Genomic DNA, 19,572 nt, shown 5'->3' on the forward strand with positions numbered 1-19,572 from the left:
ATGTCAGCCAGTTGACGAATAGCCTTGTAGCTCCATTTAACCTGCAGCGCGGCGCTTCCTGCGGTTTTTTTCAATCATCTGGTCGAGCATCACCATGGCTTCCGCATGGGGAACGCCCGGATGCGGATCATCAAGTGCTTCCTGGACCTGCGCACGAAACCAAAGGTCGTAATCCGCAGCCTCTTCTTCGGTTTCGAAGTCTGAAACGATAGGTGAAAGTTCAGCGCTCATCATGACCTCCATGATCAATGTGAAGCAGTCTAAGGGGATGTGGCTCGTTGTCGTCACTGGCAGGACGAGGGACTCATCATCTCCAAACAGACGATTCAAATCTGTCAGACGCTTCGCTTGTGATGCACGTGAAGTCGATCAGGGGTGTAGTTCGATTCTGTAGGAAATCAGCTTTCGGTCATTGGACTGACAGCCGCCGCTCAAAGCAGCGGCCACAGCCACGCTGCACTCAGTTGCCGTCCGCCACCTTGCGCTCGATCTCGTCGACCTTACGCTGCAATTCTTCGGCCTCCTGTTCTTTGACCCGAGTGGAGGAAGGCGTGATGACCTTGTCCACGCCTTCGGTTTTGCCGTCGCGGTCCTGCAGGTCGCGTTCGACCACGTTCACCGGTTTGCCGCTGGCATCGGTGGGCGGGGCGTTGGGGGTTTTGTCGTCGTTGGGGTTCATGGCGCTGGCCTCCTGTGGGTGTTCACATTGGAGACAGCGCGGCGCCAGACGTTCGAATTTTTTCAGGGCCACGGCCCTCTCCCGCAGGAGAGGGCACAGCGGCGATTTTCAGTCCTTGAGAATGTCTCGGTCCTTGGTTTCCGGGAGGAAGAACGTGCCGAGTATCGCCGTCGCGACTGCAATCACGATCGGGTACCACAGCCCGTAGTAGATATCGCCGGTGGCCGCGACCATGGCGAACGCCACGGTCGGCAGGAAGCCACCGAACCAGCCGTTGCCGATGTGGTAGGGCAGCGACATCGAGGTGTAGCGGATGCGCGTCGGGAACAGTTCGACCAGCCACGCGGCGATCGGGCCATACACCATGGTCACGTAGATCACCAGCACGGTCAGCAGGAGGAGCATCATCGGGTAGTTGATTTTCGCCGGGTCGGCTTTTTCCGGGTAACCGGCGTCTTTCAGCGCCGCGGCGAGGTTGGCGGTGAAGGCGTCGTTGCGGGCCTTGAAGTCGGCGGCGGGGAGGGCGCTGCCTTCGAAGCTCTCGACGACGCGGTCACCGATGCGCACCTGCGCGACGGTGTTCGGTTCGGCGGCGACGTTCTCGTACGGGATCGCGCGTTTCGCCAGCAGGGTTTTCGCCAGGTCGCAGGAACTGGTGAATTTGGCCTTGCCGACCGGATCGAACTGGAACGAACACTGATCAGGGTTGGCGATCACCTTGACCGGATTTTTCTCCTGGGCGACGAACACGTCCGGGTTGCCGTACTGGGTCAGCGCATGAAAGATCGGAAAGTAGGTCAGTGCCGCCAGTAGGCATCCGGCCATGATGATCGGCTTGCGCCCGATGCGATCGGACAGGCTGCCGAAGATCACGAAGAACGGTGTGCCGATCAACAGCGAACCGGCGATCAGCAGGTTGGCGGTCTGCGCGTCGATCTTCAGGGTTTGCAGCAAGAAGAACAGCGCATAGAACTGCCCGGTATACCAGACCACCGCTTGCCCGGCGGTACCGCCAAGCAGCGACATGATCACCACTTTGAGGTTGTCCCAGCGCGCAAAGGATTCAGTCAGCGGCGCTTTCGAGGCCTTGCCTTCGTCCTTCATTTTCTGGAAGACCGGCGACTCGCTCAGTTGCAGGCGGATGTACACCGACACGGCCAGCAGGATGATCGACAGCAGAAACGGAATCCGCCAGCCCCACGCCTCGAACGCTTCGGTGCCCAGCGCCGTGCGGCAGGCGAGGATCACCAGCAGCGACATGAACAGACCGAGGGTGGCGGTGGTTTGAATCCACGAAGTAAAAAAACCGCGCCGATTACGTGGGGCGTGTTCGGCCACGTAGGTCGCCGCGCCGCCGTATTCACCACCCAGCGCCAGACCTTGCAGCAAGCGCAGGGTGATCAGAATCACCGGTGCGGCGACGCCGATGGTCGCATAGCCGGGCAGCAGGCCGACGATTGCCGTCGACACGCCCATGATCACGATGGTGATCAAGAATGTGTGCTTGCGCCCGATCATGTCGCCGAGTCGCCCGAAGACGATGGCGCCGAACGGCCGCACCGCGAACCCGGCGGCGAACGCCAGCAGGGCAAAGATGAATGCAGTGGTTTCGTTGACGCCAGCGAAGAAGTGCTTGGCGATGATCGCTGCCAGTGAGCCGTAGAGGTAAAAGTCGTACCACTCGAAAACCGTGCCCAGCGAGGAAGCGAAGATGACCTTGCGCTCCTCCCTGGTGATGCCGCCGCTGCGGGGCGGTGTGCCGGTGGATGCTGTGTCGATTGTGGCCATGGGTGTTCTCCGTCGTGCTTATTGTTGTAGGCCGGAGTCCCCCGTTACTGCCTGTCGCACTCTGGCCCGTTGGCATCTGCCGCCGTTGCTCTAGCGTGAAGCTTGCACAGTCTGACCGCCTCGCAGGGCTGCAAGGTTTCCTGAAGCATAATCAGCTTTTGGCGAATATCCACTGGGCCTACGCTTTGACCCAACGCTGGCGGCTCCAGGCACTCAGCCAGTCGACCAGAAACACCAGCAGCAGCATCGCCAGAATCACCGTACTGGCCTGCGCTTCCTGGAACAGGCTCAGGCTGACATAGAGCATCTGGCCCAGGCCGCCAGCGCCGACGAAACCCAGCACGCTGGCCATGCGGATGTTGTTTTCCCAGCGATACAGGCAGTAGGCGAGCAGTTGCGGAGCGAGGTTGGGCAGGGTGCCGTAGCAGAACGCCAGAATCGGATTGCCGCCCTGCAAGCGAATCGCCTCGGCCGGTTGCGGTGGAGTGTTTTCCAGCGCTTCGGCGAATAGCCGGCCGAGTACGCCGGTGGTGTGCAAGGCGAGGGCGAGAGTGCCGGCGTTCGGTCCAAGACCGGCGGCAAGCACCATCAGCGCCGCCCAGACCAGCTCTGGAATAGCGCGCAAACCGTTGAGCAGCAGACGCGCCGCGCTTTGCAGTGGCCAGCCAAAACGCCCGGCGGCGGGCAGCGCCAGGACGATGCCGAACAGTGCCGCAAGCAGGGTGCCGAGGGCCGACATGGCCAGTGTTTCCAGCGAACCGTGGGCGATGGCTTTCAGGTAGCCGGCACTTAAGTCGGGGCTGAGAAAGCGCTGCACATAACTGCCCATCTGCTTGAGGCTGTTGGCACTGCCCAGTTCGGCGAGGTCCAGTTCCAGATAAGCGAAAGATGCGAATACCGAGAGCGCGATGGCGACGATCAGCAGCAGATTGATCACGCGCCTCATGTCAGCCTCCAGCGCAGCAAGCGGCTGAGTTGGTCGGCGCACAGCACCAACAGCAAGAACGTCAGCAACATGCTGGCGACTTCACCGCCGGCAAACATGCGAATCGACAGGTCGATCTGCTGCCCCAATCCACCGGCACCGACAAAGCCCATCACCACTGACGCACGGATCGCGCACTCCCAGCGATACACCGTGTACGAGAGCAATTCGGCAGCGACATTCGGCAACGTGCCGTAAGCAAACGCCGCCAATCGCCCGCTGCCGGCCTGCAACAACGCGTGCGCCGGGCGCTGGTCGGTGGATTCGAAAATCTCCGCGTAAACCTTGCCGAGCATACCGCTGTAGGTGATGGCGATGGCCAGCACGCCCGCCGCCGGGCCAAGGCCGACGGCACGGACGAACAACAGCGCCCAGACGATTTCCGGCACGCTGCGCAAGAAAATCAGCAAACCACGAATTGGCCAGCGCAGCACGCGGCCGGGCAGGCTCGGCACGCCACCGCGTGACGCCGCCGAGAGTGACAGCGCGCGGCTGGCGATCAGGCTCGCCGGCACCGCCAGCAGCAACGCCAAAGCCATGCCCGCCGTGGCAATTGCCAGGGTTTGCAGGGTCGCTTTGAAAAGTAATTGCAGGAACGCTTGATCGTGCGCCGGCGGCCAGAACGCCGAAACGAAACGGCCCATTTCGTTCTGACTATCGGCCTGAAACAACACGCCCAGGTCCAGCTCACTGAGCTGAATGCCCGGCCACAACAGGGCCAGCGCCAGTAGCGTCAGCAACAATCGCGGCCACGCCGCCGGGTCCCGTGAGTCAGCTTTCAGCATCGCGGAATCTGCACAATCAAAGGCGCAACCGCCGGTGCTGGCGATTGCAGTTGTTCATTGGCGTACAGCGCATCGAGCTTGTCGCGGCTGACCTGATCAGAAGGGCAATCGAACAGAATCTGCCCGTCGCGCAAGCCGATGATCCGTGGAAAGTGCGCCAATGCCAGATCCACCGCGTGCAGGCTCGCCACCAGCGTGACGTTGTGCTCACGGGCGTGGCGCGACAGGATCGACAACGTGTGGCCGGCGAGCACCGGGTCCATCGCTGACACCGGTTCGTCGGCAAGCAATATTTCGGGCGCCTGATACAGCACTCGCGCAATGCCGACGCGCTGCAACTGCCCGCCGGACAACTGCTGGCAATGGGCGAACAGTTTGTCGCCCAGATCCAGCCGCGCCAACGCCGCGCGGGCGCCTGCGACATCCAGCGGATGCAGCAGGTTCAGCAGACTTTTGCCCAGACTCCACTGGCCAAGCTTGCCGGCCAGCACCGCCGTGATCACCCGCTGACGTGGTGGAATCGGCGGCGCCTGATGCACCAGGCCGATGCGCGCACGCAGGCGCTGACGCTGGCGCGCCGACAAGTGCCAGGCGCGTTCGCCGAGCACTTCGATGTCGCCACTGCTGGGCTTTAGCGCCGTCGCCAACAGATTGAGCAGGCTCGATTTGCCGGCGCCGGACGGGCCGATGATCGCGACCTGTTCGCCGACACCAATCTGCACGTCGATGTTGCGAAGGGCATCGACGCCATTGGCATGGCGCAGGCCGCCCTTGGTGAGGCGTAGGGTCATTTCAGCAGTTCGGCGGCGCGGGCGGCTTCCTCGATGCCCTTGTAGTTCTCGGGCTTGGTGTCGATGAAGCGACTGGCGGCTTGCAGATCAAGGATCTTCTTCTGCTCAGGATTGGCCGGGTCCAGATCGAGGAAGGCTTTCTTGATCTTCGCTGCCAGCGCCTTGTCGAGGGTGCCGCGCACGGTCCAGTTGTAATCGAAGTAGGTCGGGGTGGTGGCGAAGACCTTGACCTTGGTGGTGTCGACCTTGCCGGCATCGACCAGTTTCTGCCAGACGCTGGCGTTCAACACACCGGCATCGACCTTGCCGGCCTGCACCCAGGCAACGGTGGCGTCATGCGCGCCGGAGTAGGCGACACGACTGAAATAGGCTTCAGGTTTGATGCCGTCGTTCTTCAACATGAAGTAACGCGGCATCAGGCTGCCCGAGGTGGACGACACCGAACCGAAGGCGAAGGTCTTGCCCTTGAGGTCGGCGAGGCTTTTTACGTTCGGGTCGGCGGTGATGAATTTGCTGGTGAACTGCGCATCCTGTTCACGCTGCACCAGCGGGATCACTGGGGTGGTGGCGTCGGTCTTCAAGCGGGCCTGCACGAACGTGAAACCGCCGAGCCAGGCCATGTCGAGGCGATCGGTGGCCAGGGCTTCAACCACCGCCGGGTAGTCGGCGACCGGGACGAACTGCACCTTCATGCCCAACTGCTGTTCAAGATAGGCGCCCAGCGGTTCGAACTTGCGCAGCAGTTCGGTCGGCGCTTCGTCGGGAATCGCGCTGACGCGCAGGACATCAGCGGCTTGCGTCATCAGGGCAGAAAAGGACAGGGCCAGGCCGGCGGTGAGGGCGAGGGTACGCTTGAACATAGAATTCTCCGTTTCGTAAGCGTCAACATTCGAAGGGCTGCCGCTACAGAGCGGCGCGCCACGTCAGGGTAGACGAAACGGCGAGGTTATACGCATTCGCGAGGAGATTGGCCAGCCTCCCTGCCGGCGCGTTGTGTCTGTTTGTGTGCTGTACCGGTCAAGCCGCTTCCGGCAGTTTGGCAATCACCTTGATCTCGAAATCGAAACCCGCGAGCCAGGTCACGCCGACAGCCGTCACCGTCGGAAACGGCGCTTCGCCCCAGAACTCCGGCACCACGCTCCAGATGGTTTCGAACGTCGAGTGCGGGTCGACCATGAACACGGTGATATCCACCGCATCATCGAAGCTGCAACCGGCCGCAGCGAGGATCGCGTTGAGGTTGTTGAAAGCCGTGCGCACCTGATCGCGCAGATCCGCTTCGGGCGAACCGTCCTCGCGACTGCCGACTTGTCCTGAGACAAACAGGAAACCGTTGGAGCGAATCGCCGGCGAGTAACGGTGACGCTCGTACAGGGCGTGGCGGGCGGGTGGGAAAACTACATCGCGCTTGGACATGGTGCTGACTCCATCAGTGGGTGATGGGCTGACTTTAGGTATTTGCAGAGCCGCGATAAACGCGCAAGCTTGGCGTTCACTGTTTGCAAATTCCAAACAATCGAGGGGCGCGGATGGACCGATTCGATGCGATGCAGGCCTTCGCCCGGGTGGTCGAGGCGGGCAGTTTCACCAAAGCTGCCGAAACCCTGCACATGAGCAAGACCACGGTGACGCAACTGGTGCAGCAACTGGAGGCGCGGCTACGGGTCAAGCTGCTCAACCGCACCACGCGCAAGGTCAACGTCACCGCAGATGGTGCGGCGTATTACGAACGGGTGATCAAGCTGCTCGCCGACATGGACGACGCCGAAACCAGCCTGCCCGGCGCCGCCGCACGGCCACGCGGGCGCTTGCGCATCGACGTGCCGAGCCCGTTCGCACGGCTGATCCTGGTGCCGGCCTTGCCGGATTTTCACGCGCGCTACCCGGACATCCAGATCGACATGGGCGTCAGCGACCGCATCGTCGACATCATCGATGAGAACGTCGATTGCGTAGTGCGCGGTGGTGAGTTGCTCGATCAATCGTTGATGGCGCGCAAGATCGCCGATCTGCCATTGGGCGTGTTTGCCGCACCGGCTTATCTGGCCCGCGAAGGTACGCCCGACCATCCGCGCGAACTGGAAGACTCCCATCATCGGGTGGTCGCGTTTCTTTGGGCTCGCACCGGTAAACCTCTTCCGTACACCTTGCACAACGGCACCGAGCGCCTGCAGATCAAGGGCCGGCATGTGCTTGCGGTGGATGATGGCAATGCCTATCTGGCGGCGGGGCTGGCCGGCATGGGTGTGCTGTGGCTGCCGACGTATATGTCTGATGCGCATGTGGCACGGGGCGAGTTGGTGCAGTTGTTTGCGGATTGGCAGCTTGAGTCGATGCCGCTTTATCTGGCCTATCCGCCGAGTCGGCATGTGAGCGTGAAGTTGCGCGTCTTTATCGACTGGGTGGTGCAGTTGATGGCGTAGCGTGCCGATGGTGCAGTTATTGCTTGCGGGTGTCGCACAGCCGTCAAAATACCAACACAAGCGGCGACCGAAACCCATGCAATGATGAGATGCATGGCGTTCCCTTCAAGGAGCTTCACCTGCAATGAACATGTATATCGATATTGTTGGCGCCTGCAATCTGAGTTGCCCTTCGTGCCCGATGGGCAACTCGGAAAATCTCAATTTCAAGAAATCCATGCAGCTGGACATGTTCAGGCAGATCGTTGAAAAGGCTAAAACCGAGGGCGTTCGTACGATCTTCCTCTACAACTGGACCGAGCCTTTGGTGCATCCGAAGATCGGCGAGTTTATCGAGATCATCAACGCCGCCGGCATGATGAGCGGTATCAGCACCAACCTCAACCTGGCGAAGAATATGGAAAAGGCGCTGTTGGCCGAGCCAGGTTATTTCCGGATTTCGTTATCAGGCTTTCATCAGGAAACTTACCAAAAGGGCCACGTCGGCGGTGATATCGAAGTCGTAAAGCAGAACATGATTGCGCTGCATGAAATCAAGCAACGCCTCGGCTTGAAGACGCGAGTAGATGTTTATTACCACCGCTACCTGGACAACATTGAAGAAGAGGCGCTGATGCGCGAGTTCAGTGAGCGTCTCGGCTTTGTGTTCACCACTGGTTATTCGGTGATGATGCCGCTGGAGAAAGCGCTGGCGATTGTCGAGCGCGATCCGTCTGTTTCAGCCACTGACCACGAAACACTCACACGTCTGGCGCTCCCGCCTTACGATGATCTGATCAATGTCCTGCAGCATTACCCCAAGCAGGCTTGCACACTCAAAGATGACTGGCTGGTGATCGACTGCAACGGCAATACAGTCTTGTGCTGCACGATTTTCAACCAGACCGAATATCAGGTTGGCAAATATCTCGACATGCCGATCGAGGAACTGACACGGCGCAAATCCACGCAGAAAAACTGCGTCGACATGTGCGACCGCTGCGCATCGAAAGGGCTGCACATCTACTCGACATACCCCAATCAGGGGGTTCTGGAGCGGCACGCGGTAAACCGCATTCTCGACTTCGAACGACTTGCCAGCGAGGGGCTTGCGGTGGACAGCCAGCAACTGGGGCGCGCCGGCGAAGTCAGCGCCGAGAATTTCGATGAAGCCCAGTATCTTCGACTCAATGACGATGTAAGGGTGGCGGTGTCCCAAGGTGCTTTCAACAGTGGCTACCAGCACTACCTGCTGTGTGGGCGTCTGGAAGGACGACTCGGTGCCGGTGCGTTTTCGGTGATCTGAAGCGGCATTGGGGTGGGTGCTCATACACCAATCCTTCAAACGGCAGCCTTGATTGCGTTCCCCGTGGGTAAGCATGGGGAACGAAAACGCCATTACGGAGCTGTCCGCGATTGCAGGTCAATGTCGGCGGGCCATTGCACTTTCGGGGCGAGCCGGCGGGCGAGATTGAAGCGCACGTCTTCGTTGTTCCAGTCGCGCGGTGGTCTGGGGAAGGTGGGCAGGGCTTGCGGGCCTTGCTGCATGAACAATAGGGCCATGGCCCAGTACATTTCGCCTTGCATGGTGCCGTGGGCGAAATGGAAACGCTCGAGCACCTGACAGGTGCCGGGTTTCACCACGGCGATGCTCACCGACTCGATCAGGCCGCCAGTGCCCATGGGGCCATATACGCTGCTCACCTCGGCGCGCAGATCATCCCAGTCGTAAACCTCGGCACGCACGCCCCAGGCAGTTCGGCTGAATGGGCGTAGCCCGTCGTGGTGGAAGCGATAGACGTAGACTTTGCGGCGCAGGCGGTTGAAGCGGATGGGTTCGTCGCGGGGGGCTTCTACGTCCATTCGCCAGACATGAATACCGAACCAAAACAGGACAATGGATAAACCGAGGCAGACTAGAATGAAGCCCCAATCAACGGATTCCCATGGTGCAGGAGGGAGGATTAGGGGAGTTGTAAGCAGGAGAAAGGACAAACCTAGAATAGCTATCGCCAACCAGGCGCCTAGCCCCCGTATTCTCAGTGCCGAGCGGTGCAGTTCAAGGTAAATGGCATCCGCATGATTCGGCGGACTTGGCATTACGGGTGGATATGGGAGGTTGCTAGGAGTTTGATCCGGCTTTGGCAGATCGCGTTTCCAGCCAAGCGCGGGTTTGTCGAGCAAAGGAGCTGTAAATAGCATGATGAGCAGTTCCGGTTCTATGTGAGTGCTGCTTGCAGCTTTAAATTTGCAGACGCGCCGGCAGGTAGCCAAAGGTGCATATGCCCTATCGCGGCGGGTCCGTATTCAGGGAGCGGTGCGTGACTCCAGGTCTATTTCTGATCTGGCTTAATGATTCTGGACACCCCTAAAGGGCGGTAATCTACGCCCATAGACGAGGTGTGATTTGACCAGACGATATTTTTCGACAGATTTCAAACGGGATGCGGCTTGCCTGGTTTTGGATAAAGACTATTCGGTGAGTGAAGCCTGCGAAGCAATGGGCGTGGGCCCTACAGCTCTGCGTCGCTGGGTTGAGCAACTGCGTGCGGAGCGCAGCGGCAAGACGCCTGAGAAGTCCAAGGCCATGACCGTTGACCAACAACGCATCCAGGAACTGGAAGCAACAATTCGACGGATTGAGCGCGAGAAGGAAATTTTAAAAAAGGCTACAGCTCTCTTGATGTCGGATTCCCTCGATCGGTAAGGCTGGTCGAGGAGTTAAGCGAGCAATATTCAAGATCCGAGTTGTGCGTTGTATTTGGAATCAACCGCAGCAGTTATTACGAGCGTCTGAAACAGCGGGCGAAAGTAGATGACGGGCGCAATCGCCTAAAGATCAAAGCTGCTGAATTACATGAGCAAAGTCGCGGCTCAATGGGCGCGCGCAGCCTGTCAAAGGCGCTATGTAACGAAAAAGAGTCGGTGGGTCGTTACATGGCTCGTAGCCTGATGCGCGAGCTCGGGTTGAAGAGTCAGCAACGGCGCAGGCATCGTTACAAACCCAGCGGTGCGGAGGCGCAATACGCCCCCAATCATTTGGAGCGTAAATTCAATGTCGAGATCCCCAATCGAGTGTGGTGTGGCGACGTGACTTACATTTGGGCCGGTACTTACTGGGTTTATCTGGCTGCTGTACTTGATCTGCATGCCCGGCGTATCGTCGGCTGGGCGATGTCCAGAAGCCCGGATTCAGCTCTGACCTGTCGAGCGTTAAAGATGGCTTTCGAGTCGCGAGGACGCCCTGAAAACCTAATGTTCCATTCGGATCAGGGCTGTCATTACAGCAGTAAAGTATTTCGTGAAATGCTGGCGGACATGCGCATAAAACAAAGCATGAGTCGACGAGGAAACTGCTGGGATAACGCCCCGATGGAGCGTTTCTTTGGCAGTTTGAAATCTGAATGGATACCCAAGGCTGGCTACCGAAACGAAGATGAGGCTAGTACCGATGTGTTGCGCTACCTGACCCATTATTACAATCGGATCAGGCTGCACAGTCACAACGGATATCGGACTCCGGTAGCAATGGAAGCCTTGGCAGCATGAGAAATGACCTAAACCCTATAACCGTGTCCAGTATCGTTTGACCAGAACATTCCGCAGGCCACCGCACTTTGGGAGCGAGGCGGCGGGCGAGGTTGAAGCGCACGTCTTCGTTGTTCCAGTCGCGCGGCGGTCTGGGGAAGGTGGGCAGGGCTTGCGGGCCTTGCTGCATGAACAGTTGGGCCATGGCCCAGTACATTTCGCCCTGTTGAATTTCATGGGCGAAATGAAAGCGATCTATGACCTGATGGGTGCCAGGATTCACCACGGCGAGGGTGACGGTTTCGATGAGACCGCCACTGCCCATGGGGCCGTAGATGCTGCAGGCCTCGGCGCGCAGGTCATCCCAGTCAAAAACGTCGACGCGCACACCCCAGGCGGTGCGGCTGAAGGGTCTGAGGCCGTCGTGATGGAAGCGGTAGACGTAGACTTTGCGTCGGGCGCGGTTGAAGCGGATGGGTTCGTCGCGGGGGGCGTCTACGTCCATTCGCCAGAAGAATACGCATACCCATAGAGGCACGATAAACGCGATGAGGCCAAAGAAGTTAAATGCAAAAGAAGGCACAGTTCCAGTTGTTATAAAGAGGGTAATCCAAGTGAAGGGAGGAATGAGAGAGAACAAAAAAGAGTCATAGCCCCCCAAACGGCAACACCCCTAATTCGGAAGGTCCCACTTGGCAACTCAAGATATACATCGTCAACATGATTGGGCGGATTCGATAGTACGGGTGGATACGGTTCGTTGGAGGGCGATTCGTTTGGCCCCGGCAAGTCGTGTTTCCAGCCAGGCGCTGGTGGCTCGAGTATCGGAGCTGTGAATATCATCGGGGTAATTCCAGTTCGGTGTAGGCGCAAATAACCATGCTTATTTACCTGCTTCTTCAATGTTTCTAGGAAACTTGGGCTCGTAACACAGCAATAGCGACACCCAATGCGCACAGGCGTGAACAACTATCAACGGTAATAGAAATGTGTAGATGACTACGAAGATCCACAATTTGGGGGCTTTTACAAAGTCGCTGTCCAGTCGCCATACGGTCATGAATGACCGCCAAGGCCAAGGAAATTTACCAATGAGCTTCTCGGGCTTGGGTGCGGCCTCCGGGCCATCCTCCATATAGCGTCGGATATACTCCCAGAACGCCAGCAACTCAGATGCATTACGAGTTGGTTTGCCCACAAATGTGATTTCGAAGTCGTCCTTGAGGTTGCCATGGACATCACGGACAGAATTACTCTCCTTGTCCCATCCCAGCACGACAAACCCGCCGGTGCCATTCAACTCAGACATTTTTGGATCAATGCAGACCTCGGCGGTGTCCCAGTCCAATGCCACAATCCCTCCAAGATGATTGGGGCGAAGCAGATAGATTTTTCGGGTGATGCGGTTGAAACGGACGATAAGGCGACGGGCGGTGAAAACCTCAAGTCGCAAGTAGCGAAATGCGTATTTTACGTAGAAATAAAGAGCCGTTAAGGGTATGAGCGGAATGCCTCCCAGTAAGATGTAGTCAAACGCAATCAGAGGGATTTGGTCACCTTTATATCCTGCCAAAATGTCTCTGATAGCATGATGGAGTGTCATGCCTAACAGCCAAAATAATATTGCGCCACATCCTCCGATCATTAAAGTAATGAGTCCTCGCTTCTCATCATTTGGAGTGCGAATGTCTATGTATGTTGAGCTGTAAGAATAGAGCGAGTCGTTGCTTGTGATTTTTGTGGAAACTTTTTGATCTATACGAATGGGTGGCAATTTTTCATTTTTTTGTTTTTGTGCATCAGCCTGTCTTGCCAGTGTGTTGTAATCAACCGTTGCACGGCCGTCGTATATGAGCCATTCAAAGTAATACATTAAAGAGTTGCCTCTACAGCCTTGTTAAGGTTATTGAGCTCTGCTTCTTCAGTTTTTGGTGTTTTGTTCAGGGCGCTCCGTTTTTTTCGAAAGGTACTATGGCGGAGATAGTTTTGAAGTTGGTTTGGAGCTAGCATTTCCAACGCGACAGATGCCGCAAAAATAACGATGTTGATTCGAATGCACCAGCGCAACATGAACGCCATTTTCAGTGCGGCCTGTTGAGACTTACCTTGCATAAGTACCAGAAAGCGGTTTTTTCCGTGCTGGTGTATTAGTTTTTCCAAGTAGGGTGCCGCCGCTGCCAATCCGAGGGCTGTCGAGAAAAGTGCGGCTCCGGCTTGAGCTGTAGCGCGAAGAACGTATACCCCTGCCAAGGAATATTCCCCCTGTTTTTGAGCTTCATCAGCACTACTAATATCGAATAGCGCTCCGGCGATCGCTGCTCCACCAGCCAACATTCCGGCCATCAACTTTAACTCACTACTCATCAACCGCCCGGCCTGACGAAGTGCGATGTTATGACTACGTTCGGCGAACCCTACTGCGACTGCCCCCAATTCAAGCAAAGCGGCAGACACGGCAAGCATCGCAGCCGTCAGTTCCAAGTACTCTTGGGTTCCCTTGTTGGCTTTTTCTGCCTTCAGCTTCAAGTTCCAGACCTCCAGCATAGCCAGGGTTGTTCCCAAGCGAACTTCCAGCATGGGGCCGGCTGATCCTGGGGCGAGTGCGTCGCCAAAACTATTACTGGCAGCCAAGCCTATTTTCGCTTTCACCCCGTGACTGAGGGGTGTGCCTCTGCTTTCAAAATGCAGTTGTTCTCCCAGCTTTCCTAACCGCGCCTTGAATACCAGAGCCAACGCGTAGTTCGTTGGACGGTCCAACATTGAAGCCGCTTCGCTCTGCAGTATCCGTGTGCCGAACGTGTTGATCATTAGAACAGCTCCGCTGACCTTGATAGGCGTGCGAGACGTATTGCGACCGGCTTCACTGACTAATGCATTGGATTTGTCGAAAATATCCACTAAGGGCTTTATCAGACCTTGCAACTGGCTGCTATCCATTGTTGACAGTTGCGAGCGCTGGGTGAGCATGAGGTTGATTATCTCGATGGCCCCGGTTTGGTTTTGAGCAAGTCCGCGCCAAAACCAATTCCCTGGAGTAACGCTGTCGGCGTCGCTCCATGATTCGATTAGGGAGTCGCCCTTTTCCGTGCTGTTCATACCGGCAATGGATACGCCCGTTTGTGCTTCAAAGAGCAAACCATTGGCAGCGTCCCGTTTATCGTAATAAGAATATGCCTCTTGCAAGGCTGAGCTTTGGAGCCAGAGCAGGTGATCTTCCGCTCGCCTGTCCTTGATCTCGTCTGCCAGTTTTGCGGCGGCTTGAAACTCTGCCATGAAGGCTTGCAGTCGAACCTCATCTACCGAAGACGCATAGTCCTTTTCCCAGCTGTCTCTTCGGGCTTTCTGAATATCCTGCAGCTGGTGGCGCTCTTGATCAGCCGGGTTGCGAAAGCTGCGGTAACTCCCGCTTGACGCGGTGACCATATGGAAGTTGCTATTTGCATATTCCCGATCGGTATACCTCACACCGAGAGAGTTAGCGTGATTGACGTAGCGTTGTTCAGCTTGTTCGGCCAGGGTGAGCTTGAGGTTTTTAATTGCAAAGCCGATCGTGTGTTTTCGTTTGTTATCGATGCCCTCGTCATCGGTTTTGCACATAAACGTTTCAAGAGACTCAACGCTCTGGTTGCGCCAGGCATTCAGCTCCTGAGTGATACCGATCGGATCGTCTAGAATCACGGCAAAACCCTGCGCTTGGGTTGCTGTTGCCTCAAGGCGCGTTACCACACCCATTAAGGGTACGAAACCCGTCGGCGGCGCAAACAACTGATTCGCCAGATTGGCGCTCAACAAATCTGACGTCTTCGCGACTATGTCTGCCACGGTGCTTTCGAGGGTTGGGGCTTCGATGATGTGCTCGGTATTGCTGCAGCTTTGGATCAGTTGCCGGACGTCCACCTTGCGTAGCGTGTCCCGTAGGCGTTTTTGCTCACGGACTTGGGCGAGCATACGGGGTGTCAAGGGATCTGGCGTAAACAGCAATCGAGCTTCATTGATGTCCTCCGGTTCGCTGAGCTGAATAACCCGATCACCAAAATCCGGAACGTTGCTAATGGCGAGGCCATCAGAGGGAGGGGAAGGCCATAACGCTTTGCAAAGGCCGCTGCTAAACGTTTGATAGGCGCCCTCGCATACCCAGCCCGTTTCGGTACGGTCAATGAACACGTAGAGATAGCCATCGCGCAGAGCGCGTACGACGTAGCGTGCGGCGGTAAGCGAAGGGAGAAACGCGACTTTGGAAAAGCTCGCAGGTATGGAGGCAGGCGTCTGGGCCGCTTCTGCCTGGCTTTTTCCCACCACCGCATAGCGCAGGGGTATTACGGATACGGTTCTTTTACAACTGACACAAGGGCTGTTGCCCTCAGTGCTGTTGGTCTGTCGGGAAATGAAGCTCAATAGATCGGTTATGTCCGTCATGGTCGTTTATCTCCTTGGAGGTACAGCTGACTCAGGCGTCCTTTGCCTTTGGCGCTAAGCTGCACCGCCACATGCCAGTTAGCGCTGTTTTCCAGTTGGTCAGAGGTGTTTTGAAGGTTGAGGACTACGAAGTCGATCAGGTTGTGATGGTCAATCAATCCCAAGCTTTTCGCTTTGTTCAGCAGCGACTCAATGAGCGCTAGGCGTACTCCATGGCATGGGGTACTGAAGAGGCCTGGTGATGTTTTTTCGAGCGTGTCTAGTAGGCGATGAGGAAGAGGGTCGCTTGCCAGCGCATGCCATAACTCTGTATTTATCACTAACTCCGGAGAGGGCTGCGCAGGGCTTGGCTGGGCTTGTCCGCGAACGCGGTGCCATTGCTCGTATTGTGAGGTGGCTCCCCGATGCCACCAGGAGACAATAGGGGCGAGCAACCAGTCTCTCCACGGTTTTGGTGCATGACGCACCAGTTTGGGCGTGACCAAGCTGTCGTAGTAACGAAGCAAGTGACGCTCACCGTTTTCGGTGTCGACAAATGTGGCCTGAGTCAAATGTTGAACCAGGGCATCAGGGCTCAAAGTACTAGTAATCCATGCAACGATTTCATTGCTGCCATAAGGCGAAAGCCTGTCTAGTAAGGCGCTGTTTCCCTTGTGTGTGGCCTCGTATGACACCGCCAGATGAGGCCCCAAAGGCTTGAGTTTCTCCAGACCGGGGGCGAGGAGAAGTGGGACCAGCAGATCTCCCAAGTTCTCTATTAGTTTTTGCTGTGTCTCCTCAGGCAATGTCGCCATATCAATCAAGGCGACAAGGTAGCGGGGGCTGGAGTCGTCATGCCCGTAGAGTTCATTTGTCAAAGCCGTAAGAAGCTCGTAAGGGATCATGCGTCCACCTTCACGAGAGCTTTGTGCTCACGAGCAGCTTTGAGCCAGCAACCTATACAGATCGGTTCACCATTCGCAGGAACACCATTGAGAGCTAAAGAATGTCCTGTGCCATTAGCGATTTGTTGTACCGGGCCCTTCAGATAGATGGCAATTGCGCTGAAGGTGATGCCGTTGGCATCCAGGGTAATGCTCCCGCCCGGGCCTTGTAGAACGAGGCTGTCGCTTGTTTGTAATTGGTAGGCTGTAGTTTTGGTACCTATACCTTTTCCTACAGAAACATTCTGAAAACCCTGTACGAGCTGTTCGGCATTCCCACCGATATCCATACGATGATTGACTGCTATCGTGTCATGGCGATCGTTGCCTATGGTTTCGATCCTGTCTTTGCCAATGATGATCCGGTGGTCACGTCCGAAGCTCTGCATTCGATCTCGACCCACACTGTGATATTGGTCCTGACGAATGCTTATCCGTTCGTCATTGCCGACCTGTTCCTCGCGGTTGTGGCCCACCTCTATCCGCTCGTCATGCCCGACTTTCTCACTACGGTCATTACCCACAAATGTCGTGTTGTCATGCTTGACATGAACGTTCTTGTCCCTCTCCGCATGAATAAACACCTCCTGCTGCCCCAGCTCATCTTCAAACCGCAGCTCATTGAAACCTGCCCCCTTATGAGTGCGGCTTTTGATGGTCATGCGGGTTTTGTGTTTCGGCAGTTCATACGGGGGCAAGTTGGTTTGCCGATATGCACGCCCGGTGGCAATCGGTTGATCCGGGTCGCCGTCGAGATAGCTGATGATCAGTTCCTGTCCGACTCGCGGTATCGCCATGGCGCCCCAGGTCGCCCCGGCCCAGCCTTGCGCCACACGAATCCAGCATGAGCTCTGGTCGTTGTTTTTATCCGAACGGTCCCACGGGAACTGCACCTTGACCCGGCCCCATTCATCGCAAAAGATCTCTTCGCCCGGCGGGCCGACCACGGTGGCGATCTGTGGGCCGTCGATGCAGGGTTTGTCACGAAGCGGGGCTTTCCAGTCGGCCATCCAGTGGATGGCGCTGGCGCTCATTTCATAAGACGTTCCATGGTCGCTGCCGAACGCTTCTTCCTCCAGGCTGCTGTGTTGTCTGCCTTGATGCTGAACGCCGATGGTGCGCCAGCGGTCGTTGAAATCCTCACGGGGGTGATCGTTGAGGTCGAACGCCAATCCCGGTTGCAGGCGTGCATCGTCGCCTTTGAGATGCGCGAGTTTGGCGTCGTTGCGCAGGGCGGTCAGGCGTGTCTTGGTAAAGGGCTTGCCGGCGATGTCGCGCTTGTAGCGCCCGGGATAGTCGTAGCGTTCGTAGTCCTTGTGCTGGTTGTTCAGGTCCTGATCACCGGCCGCGGTGTGCTGCTGGTTGTAGCGCGGGTGGGTGAAGGTGTAGTCGCGCTGCACCTGGCGTGCGGTGCGCACTTGTTCGGTGTAGTGGAAGCGGGTCAGGGCCGGTTCGATGGAATCGCCGCCGGCCATTGGCTGGTAGAGCACCGGGCAGTCTTTATGGGTGCCGATGGTGCCGAGGCCGCCGACGCGGTCGGTGAGGACCAGGGTGTGGCCGTCGGCGCGGTGTTCGAAGGTGTAGAGCAGGCCTTCTTCGGCAGCGAGGCGGGCGATGAAGTCGAGGTCGGTTTCGCCGGCCTGCACGCAGTATTCGCGGGGTTGGTGGTCAAAGCAGATTTCGCGGCGGATGTCGGTCAGCTTCTGCTCGGCGAGCACGCTGCTGATGATGTCGGGCACGGTCTGGCCCTGGAAGATGCGCCAGTTGGAGCGTAGATCGAAACGCGACAAGGTCGGCTCCACCACAGCGCTGTAGCGGGTGCGACGAAAACCGGTGTCGCCCTGGGTGAACAGGCTGACCAGGCCATGGACGTAGCGCACCGCGGTTTCGCCGCGCCAGATGGTGAACAGCCCCGCCAGGTCGAGCACGCGATTGAAGTCGATGGCGGCGTTGTGGCTGGCCAGTTCCAGGGTGAGCTGGAATGGCTGGGACAGCCCTTCTTCGAGGGTGAACGAGACCACTGTTCTGGTCAAACGATACTGGACACGGTTATAGGGTTTAGGTCATTTCTCATGCTGCCAAGGCTTCCATTGCTACCGGAGTCCGATATCCGTTGTGACTGTGCAGCCTGATCCGATTGTAATAATGGGTCAGGTAGCGCAACACATCGGTACTAGCCTCATCTTCGTTTCGGTAGCCAGCCTTGGGTATCCATTCAGATTTCAAACTGCCAAAGAAACGCTCCATCGGGGCGTTATCCCAGCAGTTTCCTCGTCGACTCATGCTTTGTTTTATGCGCATGTCCGCCAGCATTTCACGAAATACTTTACTGCTGTAATGACAGCCCTGATCCGAATGGAACATTAGGTTTTCAGGGCGTCCTCGCGACTCGAAAGCCATCTTTAACGCTCGACAGGTCAGAGCTGAATCCGGGCTTCTGGACATCGCCCAGCCGACGATACGCCGGGCATGCAGATCAAGTACAGCAGCCAGATAAACCCAGTAAGTACCGGCCCAAATGTAAGTCACGTCGCCACACCACACTCGATTGGGGACCTCGACATTGAATTTACGCTCCAAATGATTGGGGGCGTATTGCGCCTCCGCACCGCTGGGTTTGTATCGATGCCTGCGCCGTTGCTGACTCTTCAACCCGAGCTCGCGCATCAGGCTACGAGCCATGTAACGACCCACCGACTCTTTTTCGTTACATAGGGCCTTTGACAGGCTGCGCGCGCCCATTGAGCCGCGACTTTGCTCATGTAATTCAGCAGCTTTGATCTTTAGGCGATTGCGCCCGTCATCTACTTTCGCCCGCTGTTTCAGACGCTCGTAATAACTGCTGCGGTTGATTCCAAATACAACGCACAACTCGGATCTTGAATATTGCTCGCTTAACTCCTCGACCAGCCTTACCGATCGAGGGAATCCGACATCAAGAGAGCTGTAGCCTTTTTTAAAATTTCCTTCTCGCGCTCAATCCGTCGAATTGTTGCTTCCAGTTCCTGGATGCGTTGTTGGTCAACGGTCATGGCCTTGGACTTCTCAGGCGTCTTGCCGCTGCGCTCCGCACGCAGTTGCTCAACCCAGCGACGCAGAGCTGTAGGGCCCACGCCCATTGCTTCGCAGGCTTCACTCACCGAGTAGTCTTTATCCAAAACCAGGCAAGCCGCATCCCGTTTGAAATCTGTCGAAAAATATCGTCTGGTCAAATCACACCTCGTCTATGGGCGTAGATTACCGCCCTTTAGGGGTGTCCAGAATCATTAAGCCAG

The 19,572-nt window shown here is 57.0% G+C and carries 18 protein-coding genes; 3 read left to right on the top strand and 15 right to left on the bottom strand.

The window, feature by feature from the left end; all coding sequences use genetic code 11:
• Positions 1 to 36: 36 nt before the first annotated feature.
• The 8 genes from BLU71_RS06765 to BLU71_RS06800 form a co-directional block, all read right to left on the bottom strand.
• The gene (locus tag BLU71_RS06765) at positions 37 to 231 is read right to left on the bottom strand and encodes a stability determinant (RefSeq protein WP_083352624.1); all 195 of its coding nucleotides are present in this window, start codon (positions 229 to 231) and stop codon (positions 37 to 39) included.
• Between the two features lie 229 nt (positions 232 to 460).
• The gene (locus BLU71_RS06770) at positions 461 to 679 is read right to left on the bottom strand and encodes a hypothetical protein (RefSeq protein ID WP_042606898.1); all 219 of its coding nucleotides are present in this window, start codon (positions 677 to 679) and stop codon (positions 461 to 463) included.
• A 108-nt stretch (positions 680 to 787) separates the two neighbouring features.
• Positions 788 to 2,467: an MFS transporter gene (locus BLU71_RS06775; RefSeq protein ID WP_083352625.1), complete on the bottom strand. Its 1,680-nt coding sequence runs from the start codon at positions 2,465 to 2,467 to the stop codon at positions 788 to 790.
• A 178-nt stretch (positions 2,468 to 2,645) separates the two neighbouring features.
• Complete coding sequence (gene phnE / locus BLU71_RS06780) at positions 2,646 to 3,413, bottom strand: phosphonate ABC transporter, permease protein PhnE (protein ID WP_083352626.1); 768 nt, start codon at positions 3,411 to 3,413, stop codon at positions 2,646 to 2,648.
• Positions 3,410 to 4,237 (bottom strand): PhnE/PtxC family ABC transporter permease, encoded by an 828-nt coding sequence (locus tag BLU71_RS06785; protein WP_083352627.1) that lies wholly within the window; start codon positions 4,235 to 4,237, stop codon positions 3,410 to 3,412. Before BLU71_RS06785 ends, phnE begins: the two co-directional genes overlap by 4 nt.
• Positions 4,231 to 5,028: a phosphonate ABC transporter ATP-binding protein gene (locus tag BLU71_RS06790; protein WP_065616235.1), complete on the bottom strand. Its 798-nt coding sequence runs from the start codon at positions 5,026 to 5,028 to the stop codon at positions 4,231 to 4,233. The genes BLU71_RS06785 and BLU71_RS06790 overlap by 7 nt, the downstream gene beginning before the upstream one ends.
• A complete protein-coding gene (locus tag BLU71_RS06795; RefSeq protein WP_064362788.1) occupies positions 5,025 to 5,888 on the bottom strand; it encodes a putative selenate ABC transporter substrate-binding protein in 864 nt (287 codons plus the stop codon). The genes BLU71_RS06790 and BLU71_RS06795 overlap by 4 nt, the downstream gene beginning before the upstream one ends.
• A gap of 157 nt (positions 5,889 to 6,045) precedes the next feature.
• Complete coding sequence (locus BLU71_RS06800; RefSeq protein WP_042606828.1) at positions 6,046 to 6,444, bottom strand: RidA family protein; 399 nt, start codon at positions 6,442 to 6,444, stop codon at positions 6,046 to 6,048.
• A 113-nt stretch (positions 6,445 to 6,557) separates the two neighbouring features.
• Between BLU71_RS06800 and BLU71_RS06805 the strand changes: the two genes are divergently transcribed.
• Both BLU71_RS06805 and BLU71_RS06810 read left to right on the top strand, forming a co-directional pair.
• Positions 6,558 to 7,451: a LysR family transcriptional regulator gene (locus BLU71_RS06805; RefSeq protein WP_083352628.1), complete on the top strand. Its 894-nt coding sequence runs from the start codon at positions 6,558 to 6,560 to the stop codon at positions 7,449 to 7,451.
• Between the two features lie 124 nt (positions 7,452 to 7,575).
• The gene (locus BLU71_RS06810) at positions 7,576 to 8,736 is read left to right on the top strand and encodes a radical SAM/SPASM domain-containing protein (protein WP_083352629.1); all 1,161 of its coding nucleotides are present in this window, start codon (positions 7,576 to 7,578) and stop codon (positions 8,734 to 8,736) included.
• Between the two features lie 92 nt (positions 8,737 to 8,828).
• Here BLU71_RS06810 and BLU71_RS27975 read toward each other — a convergent pair whose 3' ends face one another.
• The gene (locus BLU71_RS27975) at positions 8,829 to 9,632 is read right to left on the bottom strand and encodes a DUF6708 domain-containing protein (RefSeq protein ID WP_331717127.1); all 804 of its coding nucleotides are present in this window, start codon (positions 9,630 to 9,632) and stop codon (positions 8,829 to 8,831) included.
• Positions 9,633 to 9,837: 205 nt separating this feature from the next.
• Between BLU71_RS27975 and BLU71_RS06820 the strand changes: the two genes are divergently transcribed.
• Positions 9,838 to 10,979 (top strand): IS3 family transposase gene (locus BLU71_RS06820; RefSeq protein WP_408980746.1). Its coding sequence is split into 2 segments (ribosomal slippage): positions 9,838 to 10,099 and positions 10,099 to 10,979, totalling 1,143 coding nucleotides; the frame shifts between segments, so codons are not numbered across the junction.
• Here BLU71_RS06820 and BLU71_RS27695 read toward each other — a convergent pair.
• The 6 genes from BLU71_RS27695 to BLU71_RS06850 all read right to left on the bottom strand — a co-directional run bounded on the left by BLU71_RS27695 (position 10,918) and on the right by BLU71_RS06850 (position 19,509).
• Positions 10,918 to 11,598 carry a DUF6708 domain-containing protein gene (locus tag BLU71_RS27695; protein ID WP_231982476.1) on the bottom strand — a complete coding sequence of 227 codons (681 nt, stop codon included), beginning with the start codon at positions 11,596 to 11,598 and terminating at the stop codon, positions 10,918 to 10,920. The two genes, BLU71_RS06820 and BLU71_RS27695, sit on opposite strands and share 62 nt — an antisense overlap.
• Positions 11,599 to 11,841: 243 nt before the next feature.
• Complete coding sequence (locus BLU71_RS06830) at positions 11,842 to 12,831, bottom strand: DUF6708 domain-containing protein (protein WP_083352631.1); 990 nt, start codon at positions 12,829 to 12,831, stop codon at positions 11,842 to 11,844.
• Positions 12,831 to 15,374, bottom strand: a complete 2,544-nt coding sequence (locus BLU71_RS06835; RefSeq protein ID WP_083352632.1) for a T6SS effector BTH_I2691 family protein — start codon at positions 15,372 to 15,374, stop codon at positions 12,831 to 12,833. The genes BLU71_RS06830 and BLU71_RS06835 overlap by 1 nt, the downstream gene beginning before the upstream one ends.
• On the bottom strand, positions 15,371 to 16,258 hold the full coding sequence (locus tag BLU71_RS06840; RefSeq protein WP_083352633.1) for a DUF4123 domain-containing protein: 888 nt from the start codon (positions 16,256 to 16,258) through the stop codon (positions 15,371 to 15,373). The genes BLU71_RS06835 and BLU71_RS06840 overlap by 4 nt, the downstream gene beginning before the upstream one ends.
• Positions 16,255 to 18,318, bottom strand: coding sequence for a type VI secretion system Vgr family protein (locus tag BLU71_RS06845; protein ID WP_231982481.1), 2,064 nt, complete (start codon positions 18,316 to 18,318; stop codon positions 16,255 to 16,257). Before BLU71_RS06845 ends, BLU71_RS06840 begins: the two co-directional genes overlap by 4 nt.
• Positions 18,319 to 18,367: 49 nt before the next feature.
• Positions 18,368 to 19,509 (bottom strand): IS3 family transposase gene (locus BLU71_RS06850; protein ID WP_371919907.1). Its coding sequence is split into 2 segments (ribosomal slippage): positions 18,368 to 19,248 and positions 19,248 to 19,509, totalling 1,143 coding nucleotides; the frame shifts between segments, so codons are not numbered across the junction.
• Positions 19,510 to 19,572: the final 63 nt, after the last annotated feature.

Source organism: Pseudomonas moraviensis (assembly GCF_900105805.1).
GTDB classification, from domain to species: domain Bacteria; phylum Pseudomonadota; class Gammaproteobacteria; order Pseudomonadales; family Pseudomonadaceae; genus Aquipseudomonas; species Aquipseudomonas moraviensis_A.